At 42.4% G+C, this 25,141-nt stretch carries 25 protein-coding genes; 3 read left to right on the top strand and 22 right to left on the bottom strand.

Going from position 1 to position 25,141, the window contains the following annotated elements; genetic code table 11:
* The first annotated feature begins 226 nt into the window (after positions 1 to 226).
* Positions 227 to 1,360, top strand: a complete 1,134-nt coding sequence (tyrA, locus tag AAFH98_RS04880; protein ID WP_342521564.1) for a bifunctional chorismate mutase/prephenate dehydrogenase — start codon at positions 227 to 229, stop codon at positions 1,358 to 1,360.
* Here tyrA and AAFH98_RS04875 read toward each other — a convergent pair.
* From AAFH98_RS04875 to AAFH98_RS04835, 9 genes are all read right to left on the bottom strand, one after another.
* Positions 1,332 to 2,489 carry a hybrid sensor histidine kinase/response regulator gene (locus tag AAFH98_RS04875; protein ID WP_342521563.1) on the bottom strand — a complete coding sequence of 386 codons (1,158 nt, stop codon included), beginning with the start codon at positions 2,487 to 2,489 and terminating at the stop codon, positions 1,332 to 1,334. The two genes, tyrA and AAFH98_RS04875, sit on opposite strands and share 29 nt — an antisense overlap.
* 36 nt (positions 2,490 to 2,525) lie before the next feature.
* Positions 2,526 to 4,793 carry a PAS domain S-box protein gene (locus AAFH98_RS04870; RefSeq protein WP_342521562.1) on the bottom strand — a complete coding sequence of 756 codons (2,268 nt, stop codon included), beginning with the start codon at positions 4,791 to 4,793 and terminating at the stop codon, positions 2,526 to 2,528.
* Positions 4,794 to 5,089: 296 nt separating this feature from the next.
* Complete coding sequence (locus AAFH98_RS04865) at positions 5,090 to 5,758, bottom strand: nitroreductase family protein (protein ID WP_342521561.1); 669 nt, start codon at positions 5,756 to 5,758, stop codon at positions 5,090 to 5,092.
* Positions 5,759 to 5,761: 3 nt separating this feature from the next.
* Entirely contained in the window at positions 5,762 to 6,322 is a 561-nt protein-coding gene (locus tag AAFH98_RS04860; RefSeq protein ID WP_342521560.1) for a DUF3267 domain-containing protein, read from the bottom strand.
* Positions 6,312 to 6,806, bottom strand: coding sequence for a ferritin (locus tag AAFH98_RS04855; RefSeq protein WP_342521559.1), 495 nt, complete (start codon positions 6,804 to 6,806; stop codon positions 6,312 to 6,314). Before AAFH98_RS04855 ends, AAFH98_RS04860 begins: the two co-directional genes overlap by 11 nt.
* 9 nt (positions 6,807 to 6,815) lie before the next feature.
* Positions 6,816 to 7,244 carry a YciI family protein gene (locus tag AAFH98_RS04850; protein ID WP_342521558.1) on the bottom strand — a complete coding sequence of 143 codons (429 nt, stop codon included), beginning with the start codon at positions 7,242 to 7,244 and terminating at the stop codon, positions 6,816 to 6,818.
* A 75-nt stretch (positions 7,245 to 7,319) separates the two neighbouring features.
* Positions 7,320 to 9,437: a hypothetical protein gene (locus AAFH98_RS04845; RefSeq protein WP_342521557.1), complete on the bottom strand. Its 2,118-nt coding sequence runs from the start codon at positions 9,435 to 9,437 to the stop codon at positions 7,320 to 7,322.
* A 79-nt stretch (positions 9,438 to 9,516) separates the two neighbouring features.
* Positions 9,517 to 9,891, bottom strand: coding sequence for a DoxX family protein (locus AAFH98_RS04840; RefSeq protein ID WP_342521556.1), 375 nt, complete (start codon positions 9,889 to 9,891; stop codon positions 9,517 to 9,519).
* Between the two features lie 6 nt (positions 9,892 to 9,897).
* The gene (locus AAFH98_RS04835) at positions 9,898 to 10,749 is read right to left on the bottom strand and encodes a proline dehydrogenase family protein (protein ID WP_342521555.1); all 852 of its coding nucleotides are present in this window, start codon (positions 10,747 to 10,749) and stop codon (positions 9,898 to 9,900) included.
* 163 nt (positions 10,750 to 10,912) lie between these two features.
* Here AAFH98_RS04835 and AAFH98_RS04830 point away from each other — a divergent pair, with 163 nt between their 5' ends.
* Entirely contained in the window at positions 10,913 to 11,884 is a 972-nt protein-coding gene (locus tag AAFH98_RS04830) for a DUF4097 family beta strand repeat-containing protein (protein WP_342521554.1), read from the top strand.
* Positions 11,885 to 11,987: 103 nt separating this feature from the next.
* Here AAFH98_RS04830 and AAFH98_RS04825 read toward each other — a convergent pair whose 3' ends face one another.
* The 3 genes from AAFH98_RS04825 to AAFH98_RS04815 all read right to left on the bottom strand — a co-directional run bounded on the left by AAFH98_RS04825 (position 11,988) and on the right by AAFH98_RS04815 (position 13,934).
* The gene (locus tag AAFH98_RS04825) at positions 11,988 to 12,428 is read right to left on the bottom strand and encodes a Bor/Iss family lipoprotein (RefSeq protein WP_342521553.1); all 441 of its coding nucleotides are present in this window, start codon (positions 12,426 to 12,428) and stop codon (positions 11,988 to 11,990) included.
* 58 nt (positions 12,429 to 12,486) lie between these two features.
* Complete coding sequence (locus AAFH98_RS04820; RefSeq protein WP_342521552.1) at positions 12,487 to 13,113, bottom strand: hypothetical protein; 627 nt, start codon at positions 13,111 to 13,113, stop codon at positions 12,487 to 12,489.
* Between the two features lie 212 nt (positions 13,114 to 13,325).
* Complete coding sequence (locus AAFH98_RS04815) at positions 13,326 to 13,934, bottom strand: helix-turn-helix domain-containing protein (RefSeq protein ID WP_342521551.1); 609 nt, start codon at positions 13,932 to 13,934, stop codon at positions 13,326 to 13,328.
* 90 nt (positions 13,935 to 14,024) lie between these two features.
* Here AAFH98_RS04815 and AAFH98_RS04810 point away from each other — a divergent pair, with 90 nt between their 5' ends.
* Complete coding sequence (locus tag AAFH98_RS04810; protein WP_342521550.1) at positions 14,025 to 14,213, top strand: winged helix-turn-helix transcriptional regulator; 189 nt, start codon at positions 14,025 to 14,027, stop codon at positions 14,211 to 14,213.
* 712 nt (positions 14,214 to 14,925) lie between these two features.
* Here AAFH98_RS04810 and AAFH98_RS04805 read toward each other — a convergent pair.
* From AAFH98_RS04805 to AAFH98_RS04760, 10 genes are all read right to left on the bottom strand, one after another.
* Positions 14,926 to 15,753, bottom strand: coding sequence for an energy transducer TonB family protein (locus tag AAFH98_RS04805; RefSeq protein ID WP_342521549.1), 828 nt, complete (start codon positions 15,751 to 15,753; stop codon positions 14,926 to 14,928).
* A gap of 12 nt (positions 15,754 to 15,765) precedes the next feature.
* A complete protein-coding gene (locus AAFH98_RS04800; RefSeq protein ID WP_342521548.1) occupies positions 15,766 to 16,176 on the bottom strand; it encodes an ExbD/TolR family protein in 411 nt (136 codons plus the stop codon).
* A gap of 1 nt (position 16,177) precedes the next feature.
* On the bottom strand, positions 16,178 to 16,915 hold the full coding sequence (locus AAFH98_RS04795) for a MotA/TolQ/ExbB proton channel family protein (protein WP_342521547.1): 738 nt from the start codon (positions 16,913 to 16,915) through the stop codon (positions 16,178 to 16,180).
* Positions 16,916 to 16,935: 20 nt separating this feature from the next.
* Positions 16,936 to 18,057, bottom strand: coding sequence for an SPOR domain-containing protein (locus AAFH98_RS04790; RefSeq protein WP_342521545.1), 1,122 nt, complete (start codon positions 18,055 to 18,057; stop codon positions 16,936 to 16,938).
* An 8-nt stretch (positions 18,058 to 18,065) separates the two neighbouring features.
* Positions 18,066 to 18,257 carry an HU family DNA-binding protein gene (locus tag AAFH98_RS04785; protein WP_342521544.1) on the bottom strand — a complete coding sequence of 64 codons (192 nt, stop codon included), beginning with the start codon at positions 18,255 to 18,257 and terminating at the stop codon, positions 18,066 to 18,068.
* Positions 18,258 to 18,263: 6 nt separating this feature from the next.
* The gene (locus tag AAFH98_RS04780) at positions 18,264 to 19,979 is read right to left on the bottom strand and encodes a TonB-dependent receptor (RefSeq protein WP_342521543.1); all 1,716 of its coding nucleotides are present in this window, start codon (positions 19,977 to 19,979) and stop codon (positions 18,264 to 18,266) included.
* Between the two features lie 176 nt (positions 19,980 to 20,155).
* Positions 20,156 to 21,187 carry a lysylphosphatidylglycerol synthase transmembrane domain-containing protein gene (locus tag AAFH98_RS04775; RefSeq protein ID WP_342521542.1) on the bottom strand — a complete coding sequence of 344 codons (1,032 nt, stop codon included), beginning with the start codon at positions 21,185 to 21,187 and terminating at the stop codon, positions 20,156 to 20,158.
* Between the two features lie 18 nt (positions 21,188 to 21,205).
* Positions 21,206 to 21,811 carry a LolA family protein gene (locus tag AAFH98_RS04770; RefSeq protein WP_342521541.1) on the bottom strand — a complete coding sequence of 202 codons (606 nt, stop codon included), beginning with the start codon at positions 21,809 to 21,811 and terminating at the stop codon, positions 21,206 to 21,208.
* 4 nt (positions 21,812 to 21,815) lie between these two features.
* A complete protein-coding gene (locus AAFH98_RS04765; RefSeq protein ID WP_342521540.1) occupies positions 21,816 to 24,389 on the bottom strand; it encodes a DNA translocase FtsK in 2,574 nt (857 codons plus the stop codon).
* Positions 24,373 to 25,110, bottom strand: a complete 738-nt coding sequence (locus AAFH98_RS04760; RefSeq protein WP_342521539.1) for a 2-phosphosulfolactate phosphatase — start codon at positions 25,108 to 25,110, stop codon at positions 24,373 to 24,375. The genes AAFH98_RS04765 and AAFH98_RS04760 overlap by 17 nt, the downstream gene beginning before the upstream one ends.
* Between the last annotated feature and the right edge of the window lie 31 nt (positions 25,111 to 25,141).

Genomic DNA, 25,141 nt, shown 5'->3' with positions numbered 1-25,141 from the left:
TTACTATTCATATTGTTACAAAACGAAAATAGCGCTAAATCATTCTCTTAAAATCCCATATTTTTCGGGAAATTAACAGTAAAGCTTCTATTTAATTTTCAGCTTCCAACTCGTTTTAAAATCTACCTATATATTTATTTCACGATTAATAAATTTGTATTTTAGGCCGCTTTCATTGCTGATACTACAATCAGCATAACACGCAGTTCTACAGATTTAAGAAAATATGACACCCAAAGAAAAGAAACTCGGACCCCAACGCAATCGCATTGATGAAATAGATTCCAAGCTCCTCGAACTTTTGGCTGAGCGACGAGAGATTGTGCATGAAGTCATTGACAAAAAAATCAAAAATCAGCTCCCGATTTTTGCTCCCAAACGAGAAGATGAGAAGACAGAAAAGTTTCGGGCAATGGCCATTGAACACGACCTCGACCCAGACTGGGCCGAAGATTTTCTGCGGATGATCATGGCCTCTTCCCGGGCCAGTCAGTCCAGCAATGAATTTCCCAGCGCTACCGAGGAGCCAAAACATATCCTCATTGTAGGAGCAAAAGGCGGTATGGGTAGTCTCTATGCACGCATTATCGAGCAGACGGGACATCACATCTACAAAATTGACAAGCATAATTGGCATGAACTTGAAGAAATTGCCCCCAAACTTGATCTGGCTATTGTATCGGTACCTATCAACATTACGGTGGATGTTATTCAGCGGCTGGCTCCCAAACTTAACTCAGAAACTATTTTAGCTGATTTTACCAGTAATAAAACTGAGCCTATTGAGGCTATGCAAAAAGCCCATGACGGTCCGGTTTTGGGGTTACACCCTATGCACGGACCTGATGTGGATAACCTCTCCAAACAGTTGATGGTTGTTTGTCCCGTACGCAATGAAAAAGCCTCGCAGTGGATTGTAGAACAATCTAAACTTTGGGGCATGCGTGTAGTAGAAGCCGATGCTGAGAAACACGATCACGTGATGCACATGGTGCAAGGATTGCGTCACTTTGTAGCCCTCACGCACGGTTCCTTCATGAAAACCTACGACCTAAAACCGCAGGATATCCTGGATTATTCATCGCCTATCTATCGTGCCGAACTAATGATGACGGGACGTATTTTTGCCCAGAGTGCTGAGCTGTACGCCGATATCGTTTTTGCCAATGAAGAACGTCGAGAGCTACTCCTTAACTTTATTGAGCACAACGAAAAGCTGGCACAGATGGTTAAAAATGATGACAAGGAAGGTTTTATAAAAGAGTTCGAAGCGGTCACTGATTTCTTTGGTACCTTTGCATCTCAAGCCTTAAAAGAAAGCGGGTACCTCATCAACCGGCTGGCTGACCGTTTTGCATAACGGCTTCTTCAGGCAAGGTAATCCTAAATACAGTTCCCTCATCCGGTTCACTTTCCACGGAAATTTCTCCGTTATGTCTTTCAACAAATTCCTTGCAAAGCAATAAGCCCAGTCCGGTTCCTTTCTCCCGTTCAGTACCTTCCCGCTTGGGACGATCACCCGGATTAAAAATATTTTGGCGTACCTCTTCCGTCATTCCAACACCTTCATCCCTAACCGTGACCTTTCTGGTACCATTGGTGGAATCGGCTTTTATGTGGATAGTATCACCAGCATTGGAGAATTTGATCGCATTGGATATCAAATTCCTGAATACCGTCGAGATCATCTCCCTGTCAGCATGCACCATTATAGCCTCGGACTCAAATTCAAACTGAATTTGTTTTTCCCTGGCCTGTACATCATACAACTCGATGCACTCCCGAATACAATCAGACAGCGAAAACCGGGCTTCGTTTATCTCTAAAAGATCCGTCTGCATTCGAGTCCAAACCAAAAGATTCTCAAGCAGCTGATTAGCCGAATGAGCTGACTGATGAATTAAAGCAATGTTATCCTTTATCTCTTCATCAACATCTTGCTGTTTAAGGTCATCCTCAAGTATCTCAGCTATTCCCGAGATTCCAAACAGGGCTCCTTTTAAATCATGTGCTATTATCGAATACAGTTTGTCTTTTGTTTCTGAGAGTTGTTGAAGCTCTTCTCGTTGTTCGACAATCTGGTCACGCGCCTCTTTTAAGCTGAGATGTGTATCGATGCGCGCCAACAACTCCCCGCTGTTGAACGGCTTGGTCACATAGTCAGATCCGCCCAAATTTAGTCCCTTGATTATATCTTCCTCATCGGAACGAGCTGTCAAAAAAATTATCGGGATCTCTGAAAGCTCCTCATTAGCTTGCAGTTCTTTGCACACCTCATAACCTGATTTTTCGGGCATCATGATATCAAGCAAGATCAAATCGGGATTATGCTTTTTGGCTGTATCCAACACCCGATCTCCCTCAGTCACAGCCACCACCTGATATCCATTGTTATCCAAAACTTTACCAAGGAGCTGAATGTTTTTGGGGATATCATCAGCTATAAGAATCAAAAAATCGCCATTCTTTTTCTCAATGCTCTCTTCCATATCGCACCCTTGTGTAAATATTATAAATCGCTATGACTACTTCTTAAGCTCATCTAAGAGCTCAGGATAGTCTTTCGTTGCCAAGCTGCGTATTTGTTCGATATCAAATAACTGAATCGCCGATTTGAGTTTTTTATTAAACTCAGCAAGCCGTTGTTCTGGTATATTCTCTTCAATAGTCTTCGCGCGGCTGAGAAGCTCTTTGTACTGATCCATTACGATGGAATCAGTATCCAACTCTTCCACGAAACTCGATACTTCATTTTCCAACTGTTCAACCAGCTCCTTTTTTTCCTGCTTACTGACTGATGGGCCCGCTGCCTCTTCTGGCTGTTTCCCATCCACTCCAGCACTTGCTTCTCCATCAGACTCTTCACTCAGACCGATGTACCTCACCAGCTGTTGTAAAATCTGAGAACGGTTGACAGGCTTTCTCAAATATCCGTCAAACCAGCGCTTCCCATCTCTACTGCTGTGAACATCAAATGCAGAAGCAGTCAGAGCAACAATCGGAACTTCTTTTCCCTGTTCCTTAATCCGCCTCATCGCTTCTACTCCATCCATTTGGACCATTTTGATATCCATAAAAATAAGATCCAATTCTTTCTCACTGGCTATATCTACAGCTTCAATTCCATTGACTGCCTCCAGTACTTCAATAGGATAATCTCTTAAAAATTCAACAATAAGCTGCCGGTTCAGTTCTATATCGTCGACTACCATAATCCTTCCCTCCTTGAGTGTCATCTCATAGCTGGCGTCAGGAATTTCCCTGGATTCTTCAACCACTGAAGATATGCTCAGTTCTGGGATAGTAAGGATGAAAGTGCTTCCCTTTCCCCGTTCACTTTCAACTTTCACCGTACCATCCATGAGCCGAGCAAGACGGTTAGAAATTGACAGCCCCAAGCCGGTACCCCCAAACTTGTCCGCGATGGTTTCATCTTCCTGCTCAAATTCATGGAATATCGTCTCCTGTTTACCCTTAGTAATCCCCATCCCCGTATCTTTGACATAGATTTCCAGGGTTACCATGCTCTCAATCTCATCAAATTTCTTTACTCGCACTCCTATCTCAACATATCCCTTCTCGGTGAATTTTACCGCATTTCCCACCAAATTCAACAGGATCTGCCGGAGTTTCATCTCGTCAATCAGCAACGAGGCCGGCAGATCATCAGCAATGTTTGTTCGAATCTCCACTCCTTTGTCTCCGGCCTGAAGGGCAAACATGCTTTTCATCTCATCTACAACACGCGCAACATCAACCGGACGGATATTAACCTGTTTCTTACCAGCCTCTATTTTTGACAGGTCCAATACGTCATTGATAAGTTTCAGCAGGTTTTTGCCACTCTTTCGAATATTTTCGATATATTCTTTCTCCAAATCACTGTCTACCAGCTCTTTCATCATATCCGCAAAACCCAGGATGGAGTTCATCGGTGTGCGAATCTCATGGCTCATGTTTGCCACAAACTGGCTCTTGGCCCTGTTTGCTTCTTCGGCCTTTTCCCGTGCTTCAATAAGATTCCGCTCCAGTTCTTTGCGGTCGGTCACATTCTGAGCTATCGCATAAAGGAGCCCACTTTCTTCGTCAAAGGTAGATGTCCAAGCCAGCCAGCAATAGGAACCATCTTTGCGTCGGAATCGGTTTTCAAAATTTACCGTTACATCCCGCTCCCCAGCTTCCAGCTTACCAATCTCTTCCATGGTCGGTTCCACATCGTTGGGATGAATTAACTCAACAAACGGGCGGCTAATCAGTTCTTCTTTTGAATATCCCAGCACTTTGCTAAACTGGTCATTGATTTCATTAAAATACCCATCCGGCGTCGCTGTACACATCAGGTTCAGGGGCAATGAGAAAAACTTTTCTATTTCCCTCTCATGCCGCTTGCGCACAGATATATCTCGCAAAACACCCAGATAACCAATTAAATCCCCATTATCATCATTCACCTTTTTTAATACGGTTTCGCCCTCCCAAACCCCTCCACTCTTTTTCTTATATCCGGCTTCAAAAGTGATGTTTTGTACGTCCGGATCTCCAAAAAATCCTGTTTGCTTCAGCTTTTCAAGATCATCAGTATCTGCATAAATGCTTGTTACTTTTTGACCGGTTAATTCGGAAGGCTCAAAACCCAGCATGGGGTCAACAGTATTATTTACAGCTAATATCGTTAAGTCAGGATTTGCCAAGATTATAATTTCTGGAAAGGAATCGATAATCTTATTTAACGCTACACTCTTATCCGTCCAAAATGGCGCCAGCTGGGAACTTAAATCATCTTTCCAATCCATTGGATAACAGTTTTTATTTTTAAACGTAACCTAAGCGATTCATCCATGAATCAAAAACATCCAATAAATACAAGAGGATGGTCTGGATTGATCTTCCTCATCTACGATGTCGAACTAAATAATACCGGGACGCATTTTACCAAAGTATTGAGTTGTACACTGATATCGTCCTTGTCAATAAAGAACGTCGCAATACACCATCCAATTAAACTACCTTGCCTTTACTCCTAAACATACCTAAAGCCTATTCAGCTTAAAAAAATAACTTATTCCCAATATCCCAATAACACAAAGCATCAGATAAAACTACTGATCTCATCCAGTGACTTTTTACTAATATCAGGCACTTTAACATCTTCTTTAGGATAGCCAACCACCAACAGCAAAAACGGGCGCTCATTTTCTGGGCGATCTAATATATCATTGAGAAACCCCATAGGACTGGGTGTATGCGTAAGTGATGCTAATCCCGCATTATGGATAGCCGTAATCAACATTCCCGTAGCAATTCCCACTGATTCTTTGACGTAATAATGCGTTTCTTTTTCACCATTCTCTTTAATGCCATAACTCTTAGAAAAAATCGCAATAAGGTAGGGCGCTTCTTCCAGGAAAGGTTTGTCGGCATCGGTGCCAAGGGGAGCTAACGCTTCTAACCATTCATCAGTAGCACGACGCTCGTAAAACTCTCGTTCCTCTTCCTCCGCAGCCTCACGAATTTCCTTTTTTACCTCAGGATCGCTAACAACTGCAAAATGCCACGGCTGCTTGTTTGCACCATTCGGAGCCGTCCCGGCCGTGCGAATACAATCTTTAATAATTTCCCCGGGCACCGGTCGATCCGAAAACTCCCGAATTGTCCGGCGCCGCTTCATATCTTCATAAAATGACCGCGCCCGCCTGCGCATCTCCGCAACTGGATATTCTTTATAATCGGTATGTGGAATAAACTTCTTTCTACTCATTGGTTAACTATGTTGATTGGAGTTAACAACTTGGCATCCGATCAGCTCGGGGTGATCCTGAACCATGGTATCGGCATCGATTTTTCGCAACAACCACAAAATCAAAAAATCACCACCGGCAGCCATCGTAAATATTAAGCCAAAATATAACATCCAAATGTTTTGTGTAGCCATAGCTGCAAAGGAAGGCAGAAACCCTAAAATGATACCCGGCATAGCAGTACCCCAACGGTAATTTCGTGTTGTAATCGGAACATCGCAATGCACATAGGGCGTAATCGTACTCCACTTAAATCCGAAGTGAATATGGCGACGCGGAATCCCATCAAACCACGACCAACTAAGAGCGTGAATACCTTCGTGAGCAACAATTCCCACTACAATTACAGCCATTATTACCAAAATATCGGCAGCCGAAAGTAAGGGCAAAAAAATGGCCTCCCAACCGAATAAACCGATATAACCCCATAAAAATGCTGCACAAATCGGCAAGGTAGTGATCAGGGCACCAACATTGGCCATGCCAAAACTAACGGTAACGTTATCTGGGTTGTTACTCGGCATCGCGTTGGCTTAATTCTCGATCCAACACATATAAACTGGCTCCCTCTTCTCCAATCAACTTTAATCGCTCAAGAATTGCTTCCGCGTTTTCCTCCTCTTCTACTTGTTCGTCGATGAACCAGTGTAACAACGTTTGCAGCGGATAGTCGTCCTTTTCTTTTGCCAAATCATACAAACTGTGGATTCTCTTTGTGATATGACGTTCGTGCTCAAGCACCTTTTCGAAAATGTCGACTGCATTTTCAGCGGAAATCTCTGGCTTTTCAATCCCCTTTAATTCCACTTCACCGCCGCGTCGCAACAGATGATCATAAAACTTCATTCCGTGTTCCTGCTCTTCTTGCCACTGCATTCGCATCCAGTGACCAAAACCATCCAGATTTTTGCTTTCAAACCACGCCGCAAAAGCCAGATACAGCCATCCAGACTGAAATTCAGCCTGAATCTGGGCGTTGACCTCGTCTTGAACTTTTTGCTTAATCATAATAACCTCTTATTTAAGTTTTGAGCCTTTAGCTGCCCACCACGGGTGTACTTCAACAACCAATCGTCCGGCCTGCACGGCAGGATCTCCCTCCGCTAACTTTCGAGCTTCTTCTGCCGTAGCAGTATTATAAATTACGATACCGCGAATGTCTCCTTCACCAGCCATCGGCCCCGTTATACTTGTCTTTCCCTCATTAGCCATTTTTTGCAAATAAGCCAAGTGCTTTTCCTGAATTTCCATTGCCTCCTCCTTGCCTTGACTTCGCTTCGGCCCTGATTTTAAAAATACCATAAAGTATTTTTGCATCACGTAGGTGGTATCTCCCTCTTGCATTTCAAACGTTTCGGGCTCGGTTATCTTTGTTGAATCCTTATCCTGCGCCAGTCCTGCTAACGACCAACCCATCAACAATGCAAGCAATATTAGCTTTTTCATCCCTATATTTTTTATTGGATATATTTGTTTTAAGCAAAATACAAAAAGCTCTGCTCTTTGAAATCAAAAACCTTATCACCTACCCAAAAACTGTAACCATTCCCGCTCTTCCTGCAAACGTTCCCGGTAACGATCCCGAAGCGACATTGCCAAAAGTTTCTCCATAAAACGTTCGACTAAATCACTTTTTCCTTGAAATGCTAAATGATGCATAAGTCGCTGATAGTCATCAAAATATTTTTGCTGTAGCGGTTCTTTTAATAGCAAATTCGCATAACTTTTGAGCTCTTTCCAACGCTGCTGATCTATTGCTTTTCGGATACTCCTGATTTTTGTGCGATATAACGCCTCTTCAAACATTTTAGCATTGGGCAGCAAATCACCATATGTCAGATCCCGATAAATCCTCCATTGGAGGCTGTCACTTCGAGTTTTTAATGCCGGTTTTAACAACGAATCGGGATTTTCCTCAAACAATCTTTCTCCTTCCACCATGTGTCCCCGTGCCTTTTCAAAATCTTTTGTCAGGGCAAACGCATCCGCATAAAGAAACTGTAAGTCTACCGTCGTATCCTTTGCAGTGGCGGCTTGTTGTACTTTCCCATGATTGCCACTGACCAAGTTTCGATAACTCCATTCGGTTTTTAAGGGCAGGGCATTATCAGCCTGAACCAGCGCCCGGTCCAAAAATTTGAGCGCCTGTCCTGTATCTCTTTCCGCCAGATAAAATTCATAACTATCACGTGCTATAGCCAAATCAGACACTATATGAGGACACTCTTTCTCAAATAGCGATCGCATCCCAAAAGTGCGTCGTGCCACCTGTTGGTCTATGGTGTCCGTTTCCACGGTATCAAGTACAGCCTGCCATTCATCCGTTAACGTTTGCCAATCCGCTTGATATGCTTCTTCTACAGATCCTGTTTGGTATGCCTCCTTTAGAGACTCAATTGGATAGCGCTTCATTAAAAAGCGCACAAACGAACCACTGGTCGTATAATTAACCCCCGAACGTCCGCCGTAAAATCCCCAAAACGAAAACGTCTGCTGCAACTCCTGGGCTGATGGATACGGCTTTTCAGAAACTACCAGTTGATCAATCGTAGAAGTCGACGAAGAGCCACCATCGATAGCTACGGCTATACCCTCAATTAAGCCGATACTCCAACTGGCATTAAACCAGTTGCCAAACTGTTTGGTCATTACATGAACCAACTCATGTTTTAAGCTATTTCCGATTTGCTGCTTGGCAATATGCAATTGATCCTGCTCCAACCAAACAGGCACGTAGCTGGTAAACTTGGCTCCTACCAATTCTTTCTTTTGCCAGGGATGTCCGTAGAGATAGCTTTCAATTTTATCGGTCGAATCTCTGGAAGGCAATGCCAGTTGACTGGAAATCTGATTGAAATAAAACTCATGCTCTTTCGCCAACAGATCAATTTCATAATCGCTGTACAGGCGCTCATTATAATACAGCTCAAAATGTGGGGTAGCCTGATGGCCTCCCAGCACCTGTTGCAAGTGAGGCCGGGGGGAGATTACTCCAAACTCAGCTAATTGTGTATAGCTGATCAAAACCGCTACCGCCGCAAGCCCCAAAATCCATTTGGCATATTGTTCCCTATTTAGCATTGGAATATGCCACAATAATATAGCCCATAGCAGCGTCAGGCCTCGAAAAAAGACTGTTGCTCCATCTATTTGGATAACTTCATCGTAAATAGGTCCTGGCCAACCACCCCACACGTGATTAAAGAAATACACCTGAGGATAAGTCAACAGCTCGATTAGTAAAATACCGACACTCACAAACAGCAAAACAATCGTCACTATTACCTTGGTATACGACCATTGCAATTCACGAATTAATCGCCCAATAGCATATCCAAAGAATACGCTGGGTAGAGGGAAGAGTAACCAAAATGCCAATCCATCAATACTAAAACATCCGGTGAGCAGAGCTTTTATCAGCAGTGGAAGACCAACCCAAAACAGGTATCCCGCAACCCCTAAGGCACTATAAAAATCATTTTCTGTGGATTGCCTTGTTGCCCGAATTCCCGCCCAGAAGCATCCCACCAATGAAACAAGAATTGCTGATTCAATATGGAAATCGCCCATCAGTGGAATAAAGAGAAAAGTAATTCCAACCCCGATTGGTATAAAAACTTTTGGGTACTTGTATGGCATCCAGTCATTCATAAAACGTAAGGTAATAGGCAGAAGTGAGACAGCAAAAGCAAAAATGAACACTCATTTTACTTTTCACTTATCTTAAGCATGCCCAGTATACCCAATAGATCAACACAAATTGGAGCGGGAGCCGAACAAGAGTAACAAGACTAAATAACGACGTATATCCTGATTTCTGAATTGACTGAATCGTCATATTAATATTTGCAGGAAAAACGGCAATAAGCAGCACAACCAATCCCCAGCCAGCCCAAAATTGTGTTTTCTCGAAAAGAATTCCCAAGCCTCCGAGTATTTCTGCAGCCCCACTGATGTATACCATTGCCAAATGGTAAGGGATATAATCCGGCATAATTTTGACGAACATCTGTGGCTTTATGAAATGAAGAATGCCCGTAACCAGAAAAAGTCCGGCAATAATATATCGATGTATATCCGGGGAAATACCCATGCCGATCTATTTCTGAAACAGTGTGGAAAGAACAAACCAAATATTTTCTTTTCGCTCCATCAGTCGACGTTTAAAATAGGGAAACCACATGGTACCAAAAGGAACATATATGCGGGCATTGTATCCATCGGCCACAAACTCCTCCATCGTCTCTTGCCGCAAGCCATACAGCATTTGAAACTCGAATCGTGACGTACCAATATCATTTTCATTGGTATATTCTTTAACCCAGTTTATGAGTTCATCATCATGGGTGGCCATGCGAGGGTAGGGCGTTTTTTCCAGTAGCACTTTGGCATACTCCTTAAAAGCCTCCCGGATATCATCCATATTCTGAAGTGCAATATCTTTAGGCTCTTTATATGCTCCCTTACACAAGCGAACATCTGCCCCAATATCTGCAAGCTCTTCAATATCCTCTTTTGTGCGATAGAGATAAGCCTGTATCACAATTCCCACATGCCTGCCATATTCCTGGAAAGCTTCTTTGAAAATTTCGATAGTCTCCTGTGTATAGTCAGACCCTTCCATATCGATGCGGACGAACTGATCATTTTCCCGAGCTACATCCAGCAGCTTAAAAAGATTTTCTTTACAGTACTGCTTATCAATATCCAGCCCCATCATCGTAAGCTTTATAGAAATGGTACTATCTAATCCCGATTCATCAATATTGTTTAGCAACTTGATATAATTATCAACCGTATCGTCGGCTGTTTGCCGATCCTCTACATTTTCTCCCAACAAATCAAGAGTCACCTTAATATCTTTCTTGTTGAGTTCTTCTACTTTTGGGATCGCTTGATCGAACGATTCTCCAGCAACGAAACGCTTGGCAAGTACAAAAGGTAATTTCATAAATAACTTTCATTTTATCCTATTTCTGAGCTGTCTGAAAATAATGAATTGAGAGCAGCTCTCCTACCTTTCAACAGCCAAAGTTTCGTTATCTCATGTAACTCTTTTGAGTGATAGACGTATCGCATCGATGTGATTACCTGAAACCAAGACCAAACCTATTATGACTACCCGTAAATTATACCTTGCAAAAGTATTTTTGGCCTTTACCATTTCGCTCATCATGACTCTCCTTTTGATGCGAAGTGCACTGGCCATAACAAGTTCACCATCAGCTGACCAAGATAATCCCTACCGCGTTGAAGAATTTGATATTAATACCCCCGGCAATCTTGAGGTTCGAACATCAGGCGGACATATTACCGTTGAAGCTTCCACCTCTAATTCCGTGCGTGTAGAAATGTATGTACGAAAAGACGGCGAAAACTTGCGCCCACAAGACTATGACCTCGATCAGTGGGATATTGACATTTCCAAATCCGGTAATTCGATAAAAGCTAATGCCAAACATAAAGGCAACAATGGATGGTCGGGCTGGAATAATGACCGCGTTTCAATTTCATTTGTTGTTCATACCCCCAGGCAAATGAGTTCTGACCTTAAGACCAGCGGAGGCCATGTGGAGGTAGATGGTCTTGAAGGTAATCAGGAGATTACCACCAGCGGGGGACATCTAAACTTAGCTAACCTTAAAGGATCTATTGAGGCCAAAACCTCAGGCGGACATATCGAATTACTGAATCTGGAAGGAGAAATTAATGCTAAAACAAGTGGCGGTCATATTAGTGCTAAAACAGTTGCCGGCACACTCGATGCTGAAACCAGTGGTGGCCACATCAACCTCACTGACGTAAGTGGTAGCGTAGAAGCTTCAACCAGCGGTGGCAGCATTACTGCTGATCTAACAACCATTGATCAATTTGTAGATTTAAAAACAAGTGGAGGAAATGTAGATATTTCAATCCCTGATAATATTAGTGTAGATCTGCAATTACGAGGGACTTTTGTTCAGGGAAAACTCAAAAATTTCTCCGGTGAAATGGAAAAGAATAAAGTAAATGGACAACTAAATGGAGGTGGTCCCAAAATATCAGCCCGCACATCTGGTGGAACAGTAAGACTTTCTTTCAACTGATTATTATTTCAGCATTTTCTCAACCCAAATATTAAAGGGATGATACAGATTCATCCCTTTAATATTTCATTCAATAAGCGAAAATTTTGAACAGTCAGGCAACTCATTCAAATTTAATGTAGACAGGAGTATCCAACTCCTTAGATTTAACAGCTGCTTTATGAATAGTATTAATAATCTCCTGCTCACTTGAATTCTGTAATACACTCATACTTGTCTCATCTTCAATATTTAGAGATGAAGCAGTTTGAGAGGTAGCGGCACATCGAACCTCAATATTCATGGGAGTATATATCCCAAATGTAATATTACTCACTAACATATTTAAAAAACTCAACTTTGTATCGACTTCAGCAACCCCATTTGTACATTTATCTGATACATCTATCTCATTCGGATATACCAATCCAAATAAAAATCCGTGATGCCACGGCTTTTCCACTACTTTGACAGAGGGTTCTTGATCAGTAGAAATACGGGCGTGATAACATGAACTCAGAACTAAAGCTAATGATAGAATTAAAAGATATTTGAATATTTTCATATAAATATCTCCCTGATTTTTTGTGATTATTTATGAAATAATGACAAATACAACTAACCTATTCACTTTCACCGCCTATTTTACGCCCCGTCATCACCATAATATGCGCCCAGGGTGTTCCCGGCTCCATAATCCACGGTGCACCTTTGCTAACTGGTTTTTTAGATAATCCTGTGGACTCTTCCGTCGCATACGGGACATACACCACATATAGCGGAGACGCTTTTTTAATCATTCCTGTAGTATGATCGTATCCATTTTGAGGTCCCGTTAATGAATAAAGTGCCATAGGCTTTTCAGGCAAAGTAATCTTACCTGATTCAATTTCTTTATACCGGATACTATCCACCTTTTCTCGGGATAATCCTTGGGATTTGAGTTCTCGACCTCGTTCCATAAACGGCTCCAAATCTTTGTGGTAACAAGCTACATGAAAATTATCTTGTTCAGGATCATCGGCAACACATATAAGCTGATTATTTCCTTGCCGAAGAACCTGCAATTTTCCATCAGAGTTATAGCCCAACACCTTAGCTCCATCTTTCATCTTATCTGGCACAGGACTTACCGCAGCCTCAATCTGCTGGCTTTCATTCATAACATCACTTTGGGCCTGCATTCGCAGGGGAGCAATTAATATAAAAATCGACGCCACAAAAATTGACAAATAAATAGACGGTTTCATTGAAATCAGATTTAAATTTGAAAGATGGATATCAGATAAATCATCCCTTAGAGATATCACTATAACAACATTTAACTTTCTAAAGTAGGGATAATTACTCCACACGCCAGCAAAAAATCAACCAGTTATTTTCAGAAAAAGCCATAATCCATTTGCACTGCTGGACTTAACTTTATCTTACAGAACAAGATGAAACCTAACTTAGTATTTGTCTACACGCTTCTCAAGATACTTACCACTTTGCCTATACAGTGATAGTTATCATTTTCTTCAATATGTATAGCATTATCATCTCTATTATCTTTTTTGGCAACCAGCTGGTCTTTTCTATTGACAATACGACGCAAGACCACATCCTGCCCCCCTGATAGCAAAGCAATAGAATTGCTCTTTAGGTCTTTTTTTAAATCAATAATTGCCAAATCATTCTCCCTCACTGCCGATGCCACCGTATCTTCAGCAGCAAGATATCCGATAAGATTACCTGCCAACAAATGTTCTTCTAACTCTTCATCAAGATCGGCAAATATATCTCCCACCTTTATGCTATTCTCAAAGTTTACTTTGTCTTCATCAACTTCGAGCCTCTTAAATATTGGAATGGTTTTACTATTGTGATTAACAGGTCGCATTGCACCAATACCATCCAACAGCCAATTTTTATTTAAGTCACTACATTTTTCAATAATTCGTTTCAGATCTAAACGTCCCCGATTTTTCTGCATGCTAAGGGTGCTCGGCTTGATATCTAAAAAGTCTGCAACCTCCGCATCCGTCTCCAAATGATACGCTTTCTTAATACGTTCTAATATTGCATTCACTTTCGATTAATGTCTACATTTTATAGATTCACATTATGTGAATTAAAAAATTATCAATTTATAAATAAACAACTTTTAAACCGAAAACAAATGCAAAATAGAAAGCGAAATGAAGCTGAGAAGGAAGTCATGAAAATGATGATTGACGCTGATATCACCCAAAAGATGTTGGCTAAACATTTAGATATAACTCCTCAGGCGGTCAATAACCGACTTAAAAGAGGCAGTGTAGAACCTTTGGTCGAAGCAATTGAAGAAATTAAAGCGAATCGATCATAATTCTATTATCATAATATCGTGCGATTAGAACCTATTTTCTTCTTAGTAATTTTAAGCTTTTAAGGACGGCTTAAAACACGAAGAATATTTACTTATTTACATCAACGGCTTAAAAGTGGCATAATAGGGTTGTCACTTATATAAAATGGTTATCAACTAATAAATACGAGGCATTAGTTTGCCTCATTATTAAAATATCGGTTCATAAATTCACCCTCCTGCTCAACGTTTCCAATTAGTACTAACTCACTGTTGGAGGTTAATGTGGTTGTGGGATCAGGATTAATATTTTGCTGCGAATCCTACTTTATCGACAACACACTACATCCGGTATCTTACCTGATATTGGACTGCTACAGTGTTTTGCCTACTAATTGTGTAGGGGTTCCGGTGGTAAATACGTTGGACCTTCGGCAATTAACGCCGAGAGCGCCAGCAAAAACCAGAGAAGGCGTTTTATGTTTACCTTTGTATTCCGATTCCGGTTTGAAAGGAAAAAACTTATCTGAGAAATGAAAAATTTCATGGGGGGGGGTATAAATGTCCCAACCTATTAGAAAATAGCATTAAAAAGAGCTCCTGAACTAACTCTGGCCGTATGATTCCCTTGTATTAGATTACATTTTGAGAAGCTAATCCAAGAGAGGTAATGCCATCTTTTATTCAAATGATGGGAGTTACCTCCAAAGAACATAAAGTTTTGCTCAAGAAATCATTCGAACACAAATCGGAAGGTAATCGTCCCCCACTGCGACTGCTGAGGCACCCCTGAGGGAAGTTGGGAGAAACGCCAACTACGCAACGTACGCATCACTTCGCGCTCCAGTTCAGGATTCATTTTCTTAAGTGGTACAATACGTCCAATTGAGCCATCTGGTTTTACCTCAAACCGAATCGTTATAGTAGCCTCGGCATCAGTTGTATTATCGGGTAAGGGTTGCACCATGGGATTTCGCTCGATATCTCCCTCCCAATTCAACTCATAAGGCGCCGACTTTTCCTGCTCATTTCCCGTCCCCTGATCAGCATTAATTTCCCCTGTGTTCCCCTCTTCATCCCCGCTGGTTTCGGCCCCTTCTTGCTGAACTTCATCTTCTTCGGTCTTTGGTGGTACTGTCACTTCTTCTGGATCTTCTGTAGCGGTTTCCTCTTGGGGATCTACTTTATCCGTTTCCGGCGTTTCAACCACCTCCTCTTCAATTTCTTCGGTCTGATCAGGGCTATCAACGGGCTTGGTCGTTTCTTCTGGAGTTTCTTGTTGCTCCTCAACGGGTTCAGGTTCTTCTGGTTTGGGATTTTCAGGCTCCGTTTCTGATGGATTCGGACGCGTGGCTACCTGCTCAGCCTGCTCTTCAGCATATTCGGCGGGAGTCCCAGATTGAAACTCTCCGAATTCTACTTCAATAAACGAGGGACGCACGTTCGATTCAATTGAAAAGGTATAAATCAAAAAGAAAACAACCAGCACAAGATGTAGCCCTCCCGTAACAGCCATCGCAAAACGATCTTCATCTTTTTTAAAAAACGGTTGCTCCTCCATTCTGCTCTATCCTTATCGGGATCCCTGTTCCGTTGCCATTATAATTCGTAAATCCAGGGCTTTGGCAATGTTCATAACCCGAACCGCATTATCAATAATTGCGTCTTTATCTGCTCGTAAAACGAGTGTAGCCTGCTGATTGTTATTTTTTGCTTTACGCAATGTTGAAGCTAACATTCCATTAGCTGTCGGCTCACCGTCAACAAAAAATTGACCATCTTTTGTAACCGCAACGGTAATAAACTGTGCCTCAGTCTGTGCTCCCGTTTCTGCTTTCGGAATATCTACTTTAATCCCAAAGTTAGTTACAAACGAAGACGTCAACAGAAAAAAGATCAGGAGCAACAAGACAATATCTGTCAACGACGACTGTGAAAACAGCGTCAATGGCTCCATCCGTTCGTCATCTTTTCGGAAATCCATATTATCCTACCTTCTGTCGTTCTTTATCCTTCTTGTTTGATGGGGCCTGAAGCATATCTACAAAATCGGCAGATGCATTTTCCAGCTCATGAACCATGCGATTAATTTTACCCAGCAAAAAGTTATAAAATCCGTATGCGATAATACCCACGATAAGTCCGGTAGCAGTCGTAATAAGCGCTTCCCAAATACCTCCGGCCAGTACACTTGGATTTACATTTCCCTGCAACGACTGAATATCCATAAACGCCTCAATCATCCCGGTAACGGTCCCGGTAAAACCGATTAATGGAGCTACACCAGCGATTGTTGCCAGCCAGTTCATCCGTTTTTCGAGATGATAAATTTCTTTTTTTCCGGCATTGCCAATCGCATCTTCAATATCCCGTATAGGGCGACCTAACCGACGAATACCGGCTTTTAAAATACGGGCAAGCGGCTTATCGATACCATCACAATAGGTTAAGGCACGTTGGCGGTCCCCATCTTTAAGCATGCCTTCAACAGATCGCAAAAAACCATCAATCTCGATGCGAGCATTATTCAGCGAGCGCCAACGCTCTGCAATTACGTAGATGGCTACAATCGAAAGGAGAAACAATGGAATCATAAGCACTCCCCCTTCGGCCAGTAGCTCAAACATTGACATGTTTTCTTCTTGTGCTGCCATGCTTAACGTATCAGCGGCAGCAGTGGTATCAGATTGTGCTTGTACTAAAAAAAAGAATAAAGCTTGCATAATGTTTTATTACCGTTCTGTTATTGAATTCGCTTTATGAAATTGTTGCCTCGGAATCGCTTCGGGATATCAGACAGAGCTTCTTGTGCATCATCCACGGTTTCAAACTGCCCAATTCCCACACGATAATACGTAACACCTTGAATTTTTGCATGGTTGATTAATGCTCGATAACCATCTTCCTGTAATCGTTGGCGATTCTGTTCGGCCGTTTGTCGATCACGGAGTGAGTGAACCACAATGGTATACCCATTGCTAATCCCATCGTTGGCCTCACCTAATAATCCATATTGTTCCTGTTCCGGCTCGGAAGACTGCTCTGTTTCGCCCCCATTTGGTACTTGTGTTTGCTGCTCAGGTTCCGAAATGTTCTCACCTGTTTCTTCAGATTCTGATGATAACCCTGTGTCCGCCCTCTTATCATCACTGGTTGATTGTTCTGTAGTTGTTGAATTTGTGGCAACAACTTGATTAGAAAATCCCAAATCATAAGTGAGCCAACCACCAACTCCCACAGCTAAGACAACGACAGCTGCAACTAAAATAGTCCCCAGTAAATCATCCGATTCTTCATCGACTCTTTCACCCGCAGAATCAACTTTTTCTTTCGCAGACTCCTGATCCAACTCCTCTAAAACAGTTTCTTCCTCAGCTCCATCTTCTAAGTCATCAGAGGAATCAACAGGCTGGGGTTCTTCGCCCTCATTCGATTTCGTTTCATCTAAAACTGGCTGAGGTTTCTGTGGAGCAAAAGATTCCTCATCTTCCGACTCATCACTATTACTCATAGCATCAGTATCCAGAGCCCATTTATCATCACTATCAGTACTACTTTCATCTACATCAATCTCGGGAATCTCTTCATCCGTTTCCGGTTCCTTAAAAGCCCCGATAAGCTCGATGGGCTTCATCCCGGCATATTTATTATTGATCTCGGTTTCCAGCTTATCGGCAGGCGCAAATTGCAGTCCCTCCTCCGTCATGCTAAAAGTCCCAAACCCTTCAATCTCAAAGTCTTTACCTTCTTCAGCGGCTTTGCGAATTCGGTCAATTAATTGAGACAGCTGTCCTTCAACCTGCTCGCGCTCCAGTCCCGTTTTATCTTCAAGCAGTGATATCAGTTGTTCTTTATCGATAGTCATATCCCCAGTTAATTTTCCGGAATAAATGTGATGGTGTCTTTGGGCGGCATCATCACAACCCGTCCGCTGTCGAACTGCTTTTGAAACTGCTTCTGATGCTCAAAGGCAAATCGGCCAATCCCTTCCAGATACACGTCATTTTTTCGAGAAACTTCTTCCCTTACGATTTCAGAAAAAGCCTGTAAAAATTCTTTATCCATTCGTAATTATAACTTTACTGTTACCCCGCCATACGCTTGAAAAGGTCGTTCGGTATATCCCTGCCAAACCTCATAATCCTGATTTAACAGATTCACTAATTTAATATATGCTCCAATTCGTTTCGTAATTTGTACATCCGCCTGACCACCCAGCATTATAAAACCGTCCACCTCTTCATCCGTGGTATATGTCTTTCGCGGTCCCACATAATCAGCCCATGCTTCAAATGACAGCCCATTAACCGGACGAATGGTAATACCTGAGTTAACGCCTACTTTTTCTTCAAATGGGATGCGATCAGCGTCCTTAATTTTAGGAGACTGCAAATACAGCTTTCCGTTTATCCTCAACTTATCTTGAATTATTTCCTGGGCTACACTTGCGTAAGCAGATACTTTATAGGCATCCGCATAGGATGTCTCATAATATTCATAAGTGGAATTTCCACTACCGCCTATCTGAAACCTAACTGTACGCATAAAAATCGGGTATTTAGATATATCCTCATACTGGAATCCAAAGTTAAATTTACCCGAGCTGGCGTACTCCACAATGGCCTCAGCCTTTCCATACATGCGGTACGAATGTCGCAAATCATTTCCAGTTGTCAGAAATCGATTTTCGGTATGTAGTTGTTCTAATGTTTTTAACGAAGGGGTCGCACCTGCCTTCGCTTTCAGGGTCAGCATATCTAAAAAGGGATGCTCTACCGTTACTTCTGGCCCTAAATAGATCGAATCCTCAAACTCATTCTGGGCATAGTAGACATTCGCATCCACCGTTACCTTCGTCGCGTAATTGAAAAGTCGTTCATAACTCCCCCCGAACTGAGCTGTTATCCATGAACCATCATTGGAAGTATGTTCAAAATTACCCCCTTTCGCACCTCCTTTAATTGTAAAGGTCTCATTTGGGCTACTACCCGCCCATCGCTTTGCAAGCGAAACATTGTAAACCCGCTCCTCACTTTCTCCATTGAACACATCAGCATCAGTAAGAGCTATATTATAATAACGGATATTGGCATCGGCCTTCCAGCCGGTTATCGTATTTTTAAAATGCTGGTATCCTGCCCCCAACTGAATTCCGTTATACTCTTTCCGGGCGGTTATTGGGATATTCGTAGCCGGAAGATCAAACAAATTGTTGAAACTACTTTTTGCCCCCCCTGTTATATCGAACCGACTTTTTTCACTAATCTTAGTAGCATATTCTGCATTGACATCAAAAAACCGGAAGCTGCTATTTTCAGTGTCAAGATGACCGTTAGAGGAAGAATAATCAATATCCCCCCCTATGTAACTTTTCTCATTAATATGGCTAACACCCCAAACTTTTGCCTCGGGACTTGCATAACTCCCGAATCCTAACCGTGCAAAAAGATTCTTTGGGTCTGCATAATCAAAAGCCATATGCTCGGGCGGCTCTGGTCGGCTAAGCTGACTCACCGGCAGATTGGCCAGAACTTGCTCCTGCGTTTCCATAAAAGGGGTCCGGTTGGGGTCAATCTGATAAACCCTTGGATTCGGGTCAAAACCCAATATAGGTTGACGAGTCAATCCTGGAAAACGTGCCTGGAATTGGCTGCGTATCTCTATATCCTGTGGATCAATCTCCGGCAACATAGATGATTCTGTATCCTGTTCTTGCTGCGCCATTAACGGACTTGCAACAACAGCTACAAAGAGGATTGTAAATAAAGCAAATACTATACGTTTCATGTGATAATCAATGGTTCAATGATGTCCCCAAAAATCAGCATTTAAGGTACTAATTTTTTAGCAACGTTTAATGTCTCAATTATGCCCTTTTTATACTGTTTTCAGAGCCGTCTGTTTCCATAACGGAAATTACCTGTAAGAATTGCGAATAAGACCTTCAATTGTAGGTTCAACAATCAAATAACAGGATCACCGGCCTTGGTCGAACGTAATTTATCGACAAATAAAAATATGGGCGTAATGCTAAGGACAAATAATACCATAACCCCGTGCGTAACTGTGGCGTAGGCAATACCCGTAACGGCGGGAATAGCAAAAAGCACCAATAATGATTGCTTGACAAAATAGTGATAGGTACCCAATCCTCCGGGAGAAGGAATCGCTATTCCAATAGCTGAAATCACCGTAATCACCAATGCATCCAGCATATCTAACCCAAAAACCTCCTGCATATCAAACATCCAAAACGGGATATACGTCATAAGGGTGTAGCAAAGCCAAATCATTATAGTATAAAGGATAAACAACCACCATCGCTCTACATCACGAGCTGCCAGCAAACCGTTTTTAAACATGATAAAGGCCTTCTTTGCCTTAAAAACCCACTGGTTAAGAAACTCAAACTTTGTGCCTAAAAACAGCAGCAACTTCATCAAGATATAGCCCACACCAGCTACTGCAAAAAATAAAAAGATTACCCACAGGTAGGTTAGCAAACTCGACTCATTCGTAAGAAAGTTAATGGTTTCATCTCCAAAAATCTGCCTCAGCACATTCAAATCTGCAATAACATATACCGAAACCACTACCATCAAAAAGGCCATCACTGCAACGTCAATAATTCGCTCCAGCACAATGGTTCCCATTAATTTCGAGCTGCTCAGCCCTTCTTTTTTTCCTACATACACCGGTCGGGATACCTCCCCAAAGCGTGGCCCCACCAAATTCATTACGTATCCAACAAGCACTCCTGAAATCAAGGTAATACGATCGAGATCCTCTTTATCCTGCTCAATAAACAGCCGCCAGCGTTCGGCCCTGAAGATATGACTAAACATTGCCGCTATCGCAAAAGGCACCAACCATCCAAACTGTATACCTTTAGAATGCTCCCAAACCTCTTGAAGTTGAACATTCCGAAAAGCCAACCATAAAAAAAGAGCTCCCAATGATAATGCAAGCCCTATCTTAAATAATCGTTTAACCATTTATTTATCTGTCGTATTTCAATTTCGCATGTCCACGAGTTCGGCATTCTCAGGATACTCCAGCGAAAATAAACCATCGCTGTAATCAACAAATGTTCCCTTTTCAAAGGTCGTAGTAATCACATTATCAGCCGGATCTACTGCTACAATTTTTTTTGGTGTTAACTTTGTCGAGAGAAAAATTTCCACTTCTTGATAAATAGCAAACGGGTCGTCCGAGGTGAGTCGGATATAAATTTCGTCCCCCTGCCGTTCCTCTTTTTGTACTACAAACGTAGAATCAACGCCATTTAAAATACGGGAGGGAGCAAAATCATCTTCCTCAGGTATATATTTACTAACAATCACCCGATTTTTTCGCTGGTCATACACTTTCGATATCTTGCCATCCACAACTACCGTCTGCGGACCTGACTGTACCTTATATTGTTTTTTGCCAACCCAAATTTCTCCATCGCTGGCCACCGTATCCTGAGTATAGGAATCCACCGTTTGATGATGGAAATCGGCCTTAAAGATGGCACCATTTTCAAAGGTTTCTTTTAAATCTGCAAAGGGATTTTCTTGTCCCACCGCCAAATGGGGCACTCCCAAACTAACGCCAACAAATAAAAGAATTGCCAAAAATTTATCGATCAAATTCTTCGAGGTCATCCAATAATTCTTCTAATTCTTCTTCATCTTCAACTAATACATCGCGCGCCGTACTGCCCTGATATGGACCTACAACCCCAGCATTATACAGCTGATCAACAATCCGTCCAGCGCGGTTGTAACCAATCTTTAACTTTCGCTGCAGTAGTGACACCGATCCTTGCTGGTGTAGTACAATAACCTTAGCAGCTGCTTCAAAAAGCTCGTCAATATCTTCCAGGGGATCAGGAATGTCGCCACTTGCCGAGGTCTCATCCTCTAAAACAGGTAATTCATACTTATTATTGTATCCCAGCTGATTTCCAATAAAATCGGTAATCTTTTCTACTTCTTCTGTGGACACAAATGCATTCTGGATACGTGTCATCCCGCCGCCGTTAGTAAACAACATATCACCACGACCAATAAGCTGATCGGCACCACCGGTATCCAAAATAGTGCGCGAATCTACTTTTGATGCCACCTGGTAGGCAATTCGTCCCGGGAAGTTTGCTTTAATTGTACCTGTAATAACGTTCACCGATGGACGCTGCGTCGCTACCACCAAGTGAATTCCAACAGCACGTGCCAACTGTGCCAATCGAGCAATCGGTTCCTCAATATCTTTTCCCGCCGTCATCATCAGATCAGCAAGCTCATCAATGAGCACCACAATATATGGCAGGTGACGATGCCCTTCGTCCTCATCGAGTTCTCCATTATCAAACTTTTTGTTATAAGCCCGAATATCCCGAACCATACCATCTTTGAGCAGATCATAGCGCTCATCCATCTCTTTGGTGAGACTTTCAAGCGTTTCCTTCGCCGAAGAGGTATCGGTGATAATCGGCTCCTCTGCACCAGGTAAGGTCGCTAAAAAATGTTCTTCGATCTTTTGGAACAGCGAAAGCTCAATCTTCTTGGGATCGATCATCACAAACTTGAGATCATCGGGATGACACTTATATAACAGACAGGTAATAATGGTATTCATTCCTACTGTTTTACCTGATCCCGTCGCACCGGCAATCAGCAAGTGCGGCATCTTAGTCAGATCCACCATGAATACTTCATTCTCAATAGTCTTCCCGAAGGCCAACGGCAATTCATAATCACTTTCTACAAACTTTTTGGTGTTAATCACCGACTTAATAAACACCGTTTCGCGCGACCCGTTCGGCACTTCAATCCCCACCGCCGACCGGCCGGGAATAGGCGCCATAATGCGCAACCCCTTCGCTGCCGTCGCCATCTTCAAGTCATTCGCATAGCTCTCAATTTTGCTAATTTTGACATCTGGCGCCGGGTCGAGCTCATAAAGCGTAACCGTAGGACCCACAATCGCGTTAATGCTGCGAATCTCGATATTATGGCGCTTCAACTTGTCAAGAATAATCCGCTTGTTTTCCTTAATCTCTTCAAGATCCACCTCATTCCCTTCATTTGGGGGCGTATCCAGCAGATCAATCGTAGGGAATTTATAGCGAACTTTTGGTACTTCCTTGGCCTTATCTTTATTCTGTTTATCAAGTTCTTTTTCATCGGCCTGCTCATCCCCTTCCCCTACATATACCGAGATGTCAACATCGTCCTCTTCGTCTTCTGCAATCTTCTTTTTCTCAATATCAGCGCGGGGGCGATTGTCTAAGGATTGTATCTCTTCCTGCTGCTGTTTACGTCGCTCAATATCTTGTTGATGCGACTCTTCTACAATCTCATCAATTGATTTTGACTTAGGCTCCGGTTCGTGTTGTTTCTGCTCCGGCTTTGTTTTAGAGGGTGATGGTTCTTGATTGCTTTCAGATTGCTGAGCCTGTTGACGCATCCTTTTTTCGGCCCGGCGCTGCTTCTCAACCTCTTCTTGCTCTGCCTGTTGCTCTTTTTTCTTTTGACGAGCTTCTTTCTTTTTTCGCTTGGCTTCTCGCTTTTCGGCACGCCGCTGTTTCCAATCTGCATACGAAGCTTTGATATTGGCAATCCATTCTTTAACCCGTTCTACCGTATGTTGTAAATCACGATCCAGCAGGGCCAACAGCGTCGTCAATAGTAGTACGCTCAAAATAATTATTGAACCAATACCGGTGATATTTTGGAGAATACGAGCAATATAAAATCCCGCCGCCCCATTCCATACCGACTCGATCCACTCGTAATTAGTATTAAGCCAGCCCAAAATTGATGCTACCAACACCATACTCCAGATACCGTAGGCCGTAGGCCAAAGCATTTGGCTCACATCCCGATCGCGAAAAATGAACCATCCATAACCCACAATAACCAGAGGGATAATAATACTCATATAGCCAAACATCAGGTATACAAAAAAGTGGGCTAAATAGGCTCCAACCACACCCAATCCATTTTGGATACGCAGCGCCGGCCCCTGATCTAAGGCAAACAGGCTATCAGTAGAAAGTGATTGTATAAGCGTATAATCGGCCGGGTTATAGGTAACGATACTGAAGCCAAACAGACCTCCAATTGCCATTACCAGTATTCCCAGTATTTCCATTTTCCGGGATTCAGAAAGCCCGCCTAAAAATCCGCCTGAGTTACTGTTCTTTGCCATTTATATCAGAAATTATTCCTTCATTAAGTGCAGGTAAAATCTGTGTTATACTGCGTTGACAGCAATATACGAGATCATCTTCACTTACAATATCTTTAAGCCGAACGGCATAATTAGATGATTTAATGCTATTCTCTATATCATCACCAAATTTTTCATAAAGACCAAAAGCCACTTTTGCCCCATCACGAGCCTCAGCAGACAATTGACCCTCACAAAGTTCGTAAATAATATTCCCAGCACAAAGCATATCCTCCAACGACAGACGTCCACGCCAGCCGGCACAAACTAAAATAGCCTCTTCGTCAAGATCTTCGAGGTATTCTATTATGGCCCGAAGGTTCAAAAAGGATCCTACTAAAATACGATCCGCCAGATTACATCGGCGTATCGCTTTAGTACCATTAGTCGTATTCAAGATTATTGTCTTGCCCTTAACAGCGTCCTCGGTATGCTCCAAAGGAGAATTCCCAAGATCATAGCCCTCAATTGTCACCCCATCCTTTTCACCGCTCATTAAAAAGCTTTTAGCATCAAGGTTATGTGATATCTTGCTGGCATCATCCATATCGCCAACAGCAATAATCCCCTTTGCCCCGTTTTGGAGTGCTGTTACCATCGTAGAGCTGGCGCGAAGCACATCAATAATCACCACCGTTTTGTCGCGCACATCTTCTTCTTTAAACGAGTGCGCTGATGAAAACACATCAATATTTGTCATATGTAAAACTCTTGTTTATCTCTGTTGATAT

It is taken from the genome of Fodinibius sp. Rm-B-1B1-1 (assembly GCF_038594945.1).
Taxonomy (GTDB): domain Bacteria; phylum Bacteroidota; class Rhodothermia; order Balneolales; family Balneolaceae; genus Fodinibius; species Fodinibius alkaliphilus.
The sequence above is the reverse complement of the archived record's forward strand: the minus strand, read 5'-3'. Positions and strand labels throughout refer to the sequence as shown.

Excerpts from the sequence above, each read along its gene's own strand:
- AAFH98_RS04795 (WP_342521547.1), bottom strand. The coding sequence starts at position 16,915 with ATGCAAGCTTTATTCTTTTTTTTAGTACAAGCACAATCTGATACCACT.
- AAFH98_RS04845 (WP_342521557.1), bottom strand. The coding sequence starts at position 9,437 with ATGCCATACAAGTACCCAAAAGTTTTTATACCAATCGGGGTTGGAATT.
- AAFH98_RS04860 (WP_342521560.1), bottom strand. The coding sequence starts at position 6,322 with ATGCCGAGTAACAACCCAGATAACGTTACCGTTAGTTTTGGCATGGCC.
- AAFH98_RS04805 (WP_342521549.1), bottom strand. The coding sequence starts at position 15,753 with ATGGAGGAGCAACCGTTTTTTAAAAAAGATGAAGATCGTTTTGCGATG.
- AAFH98_RS04840 (WP_342521556.1), bottom strand. The coding sequence starts at position 9,891 with ATGGGTATTTCCCCGGATATACATCGATATATTATTGCCGGACTTTTT.
- AAFH98_RS04850 (WP_342521558.1), bottom strand. The coding sequence starts at position 7,244 with ATGAAAAAGCTAATATTGCTTGCATTGTTGATGGGTTGGTCGTTAGCA.
- AAFH98_RS04825 (WP_342521553.1), bottom strand. The coding sequence starts at position 12,428 with ATGAAAATATTCAAATATCTTTTAATTCTATCATTAGCTTTAGTTCTG.
- AAFH98_RS04790 (WP_342521545.1), bottom strand. The coding sequence starts at position 18,057 with ATGACTATCGATAAAGAACAACTGATATCACTGCTTGAAGATAAAACG.
- AAFH98_RS04830 (WP_342521554.1), top strand. The coding sequence starts at position 10,913 with ATGACTACCCGTAAATTATACCTTGCAAAAGTATTTTTGGCCTTTACC.
- AAFH98_RS04820 (WP_342521552.1), bottom strand. The coding sequence starts at position 13,113 with ATGAAACCGTCTATTTATTTGTCAATTTTTGTGGCGTCGATTTTTATA.
- tyrA (WP_342521564.1), top strand. The coding sequence starts at position 227 with ATGACACCCAAAGAAAAGAAACTCGGACCCCAACGCAATCGCATTGAT.
- AAFH98_RS04765 (WP_342521540.1), bottom strand. The coding sequence starts at position 24,389 with ATGGCAAAGAACAGTAACTCAGGCGGATTTTTAGGCGGGCTTTCTGAA.
- AAFH98_RS04870 (WP_342521562.1), bottom strand. The coding sequence starts at position 4,793 with ATGGATTGGAAAGATGATTTAAGTTCCCAGCTGGCGCCATTTTGGACG.
- AAFH98_RS04855 (WP_342521559.1), bottom strand. The coding sequence starts at position 6,806 with ATGATTAAGCAAAAAGTTCAAGACGAGGTCAACGCCCAGATTCAGGCT.
- AAFH98_RS04760 (WP_342521539.1), bottom strand. The coding sequence starts at position 25,110 with ATGACAAATATTGATGTGTTTTCATCAGCGCACTCGTTTAAAGAAGAA.
- AAFH98_RS04780 (WP_342521543.1), bottom strand. The coding sequence starts at position 19,979 with ATGAAACGTATAGTATTTGCTTTATTTACAATCCTCTTTGTAGCTGTT.
- AAFH98_RS04775 (WP_342521542.1), bottom strand. The coding sequence starts at position 21,187 with ATGGTTAAACGATTATTTAAGATAGGGCTTGCATTATCATTGGGAGCT.
- AAFH98_RS04810 (WP_342521550.1), top strand. The coding sequence starts at position 14,025 with ATGCAAAATAGAAAGCGAAATGAAGCTGAGAAGGAAGTCATGAAAATG.
- AAFH98_RS04785 (WP_342521544.1), bottom strand. The coding sequence starts at position 18,257 with ATGGATAAAGAATTTTTACAGGCTTTTTCTGAAATCGTAAGGGAAGAA.
- AAFH98_RS04865 (WP_342521561.1), bottom strand. The coding sequence starts at position 5,758 with ATGAGTAGAAAGAAGTTTATTCCACATACCGATTATAAAGAATATCCA.
- AAFH98_RS04835 (WP_342521555.1), bottom strand. The coding sequence starts at position 10,749 with ATGAAATTACCTTTTGTACTTGCCAAGCGTTTCGTTGCTGGAGAATCG.
- AAFH98_RS04875 (WP_342521563.1), bottom strand. The coding sequence starts at position 2,489 with ATGGAAGAGAGCATTGAGAAAAAGAATGGCGATTTTTTGATTCTTATA.
- AAFH98_RS04800 (WP_342521548.1), bottom strand. The coding sequence starts at position 16,176 with ATGGATTTCCGAAAAGATGACGAACGGATGGAGCCATTGACGCTGTTT.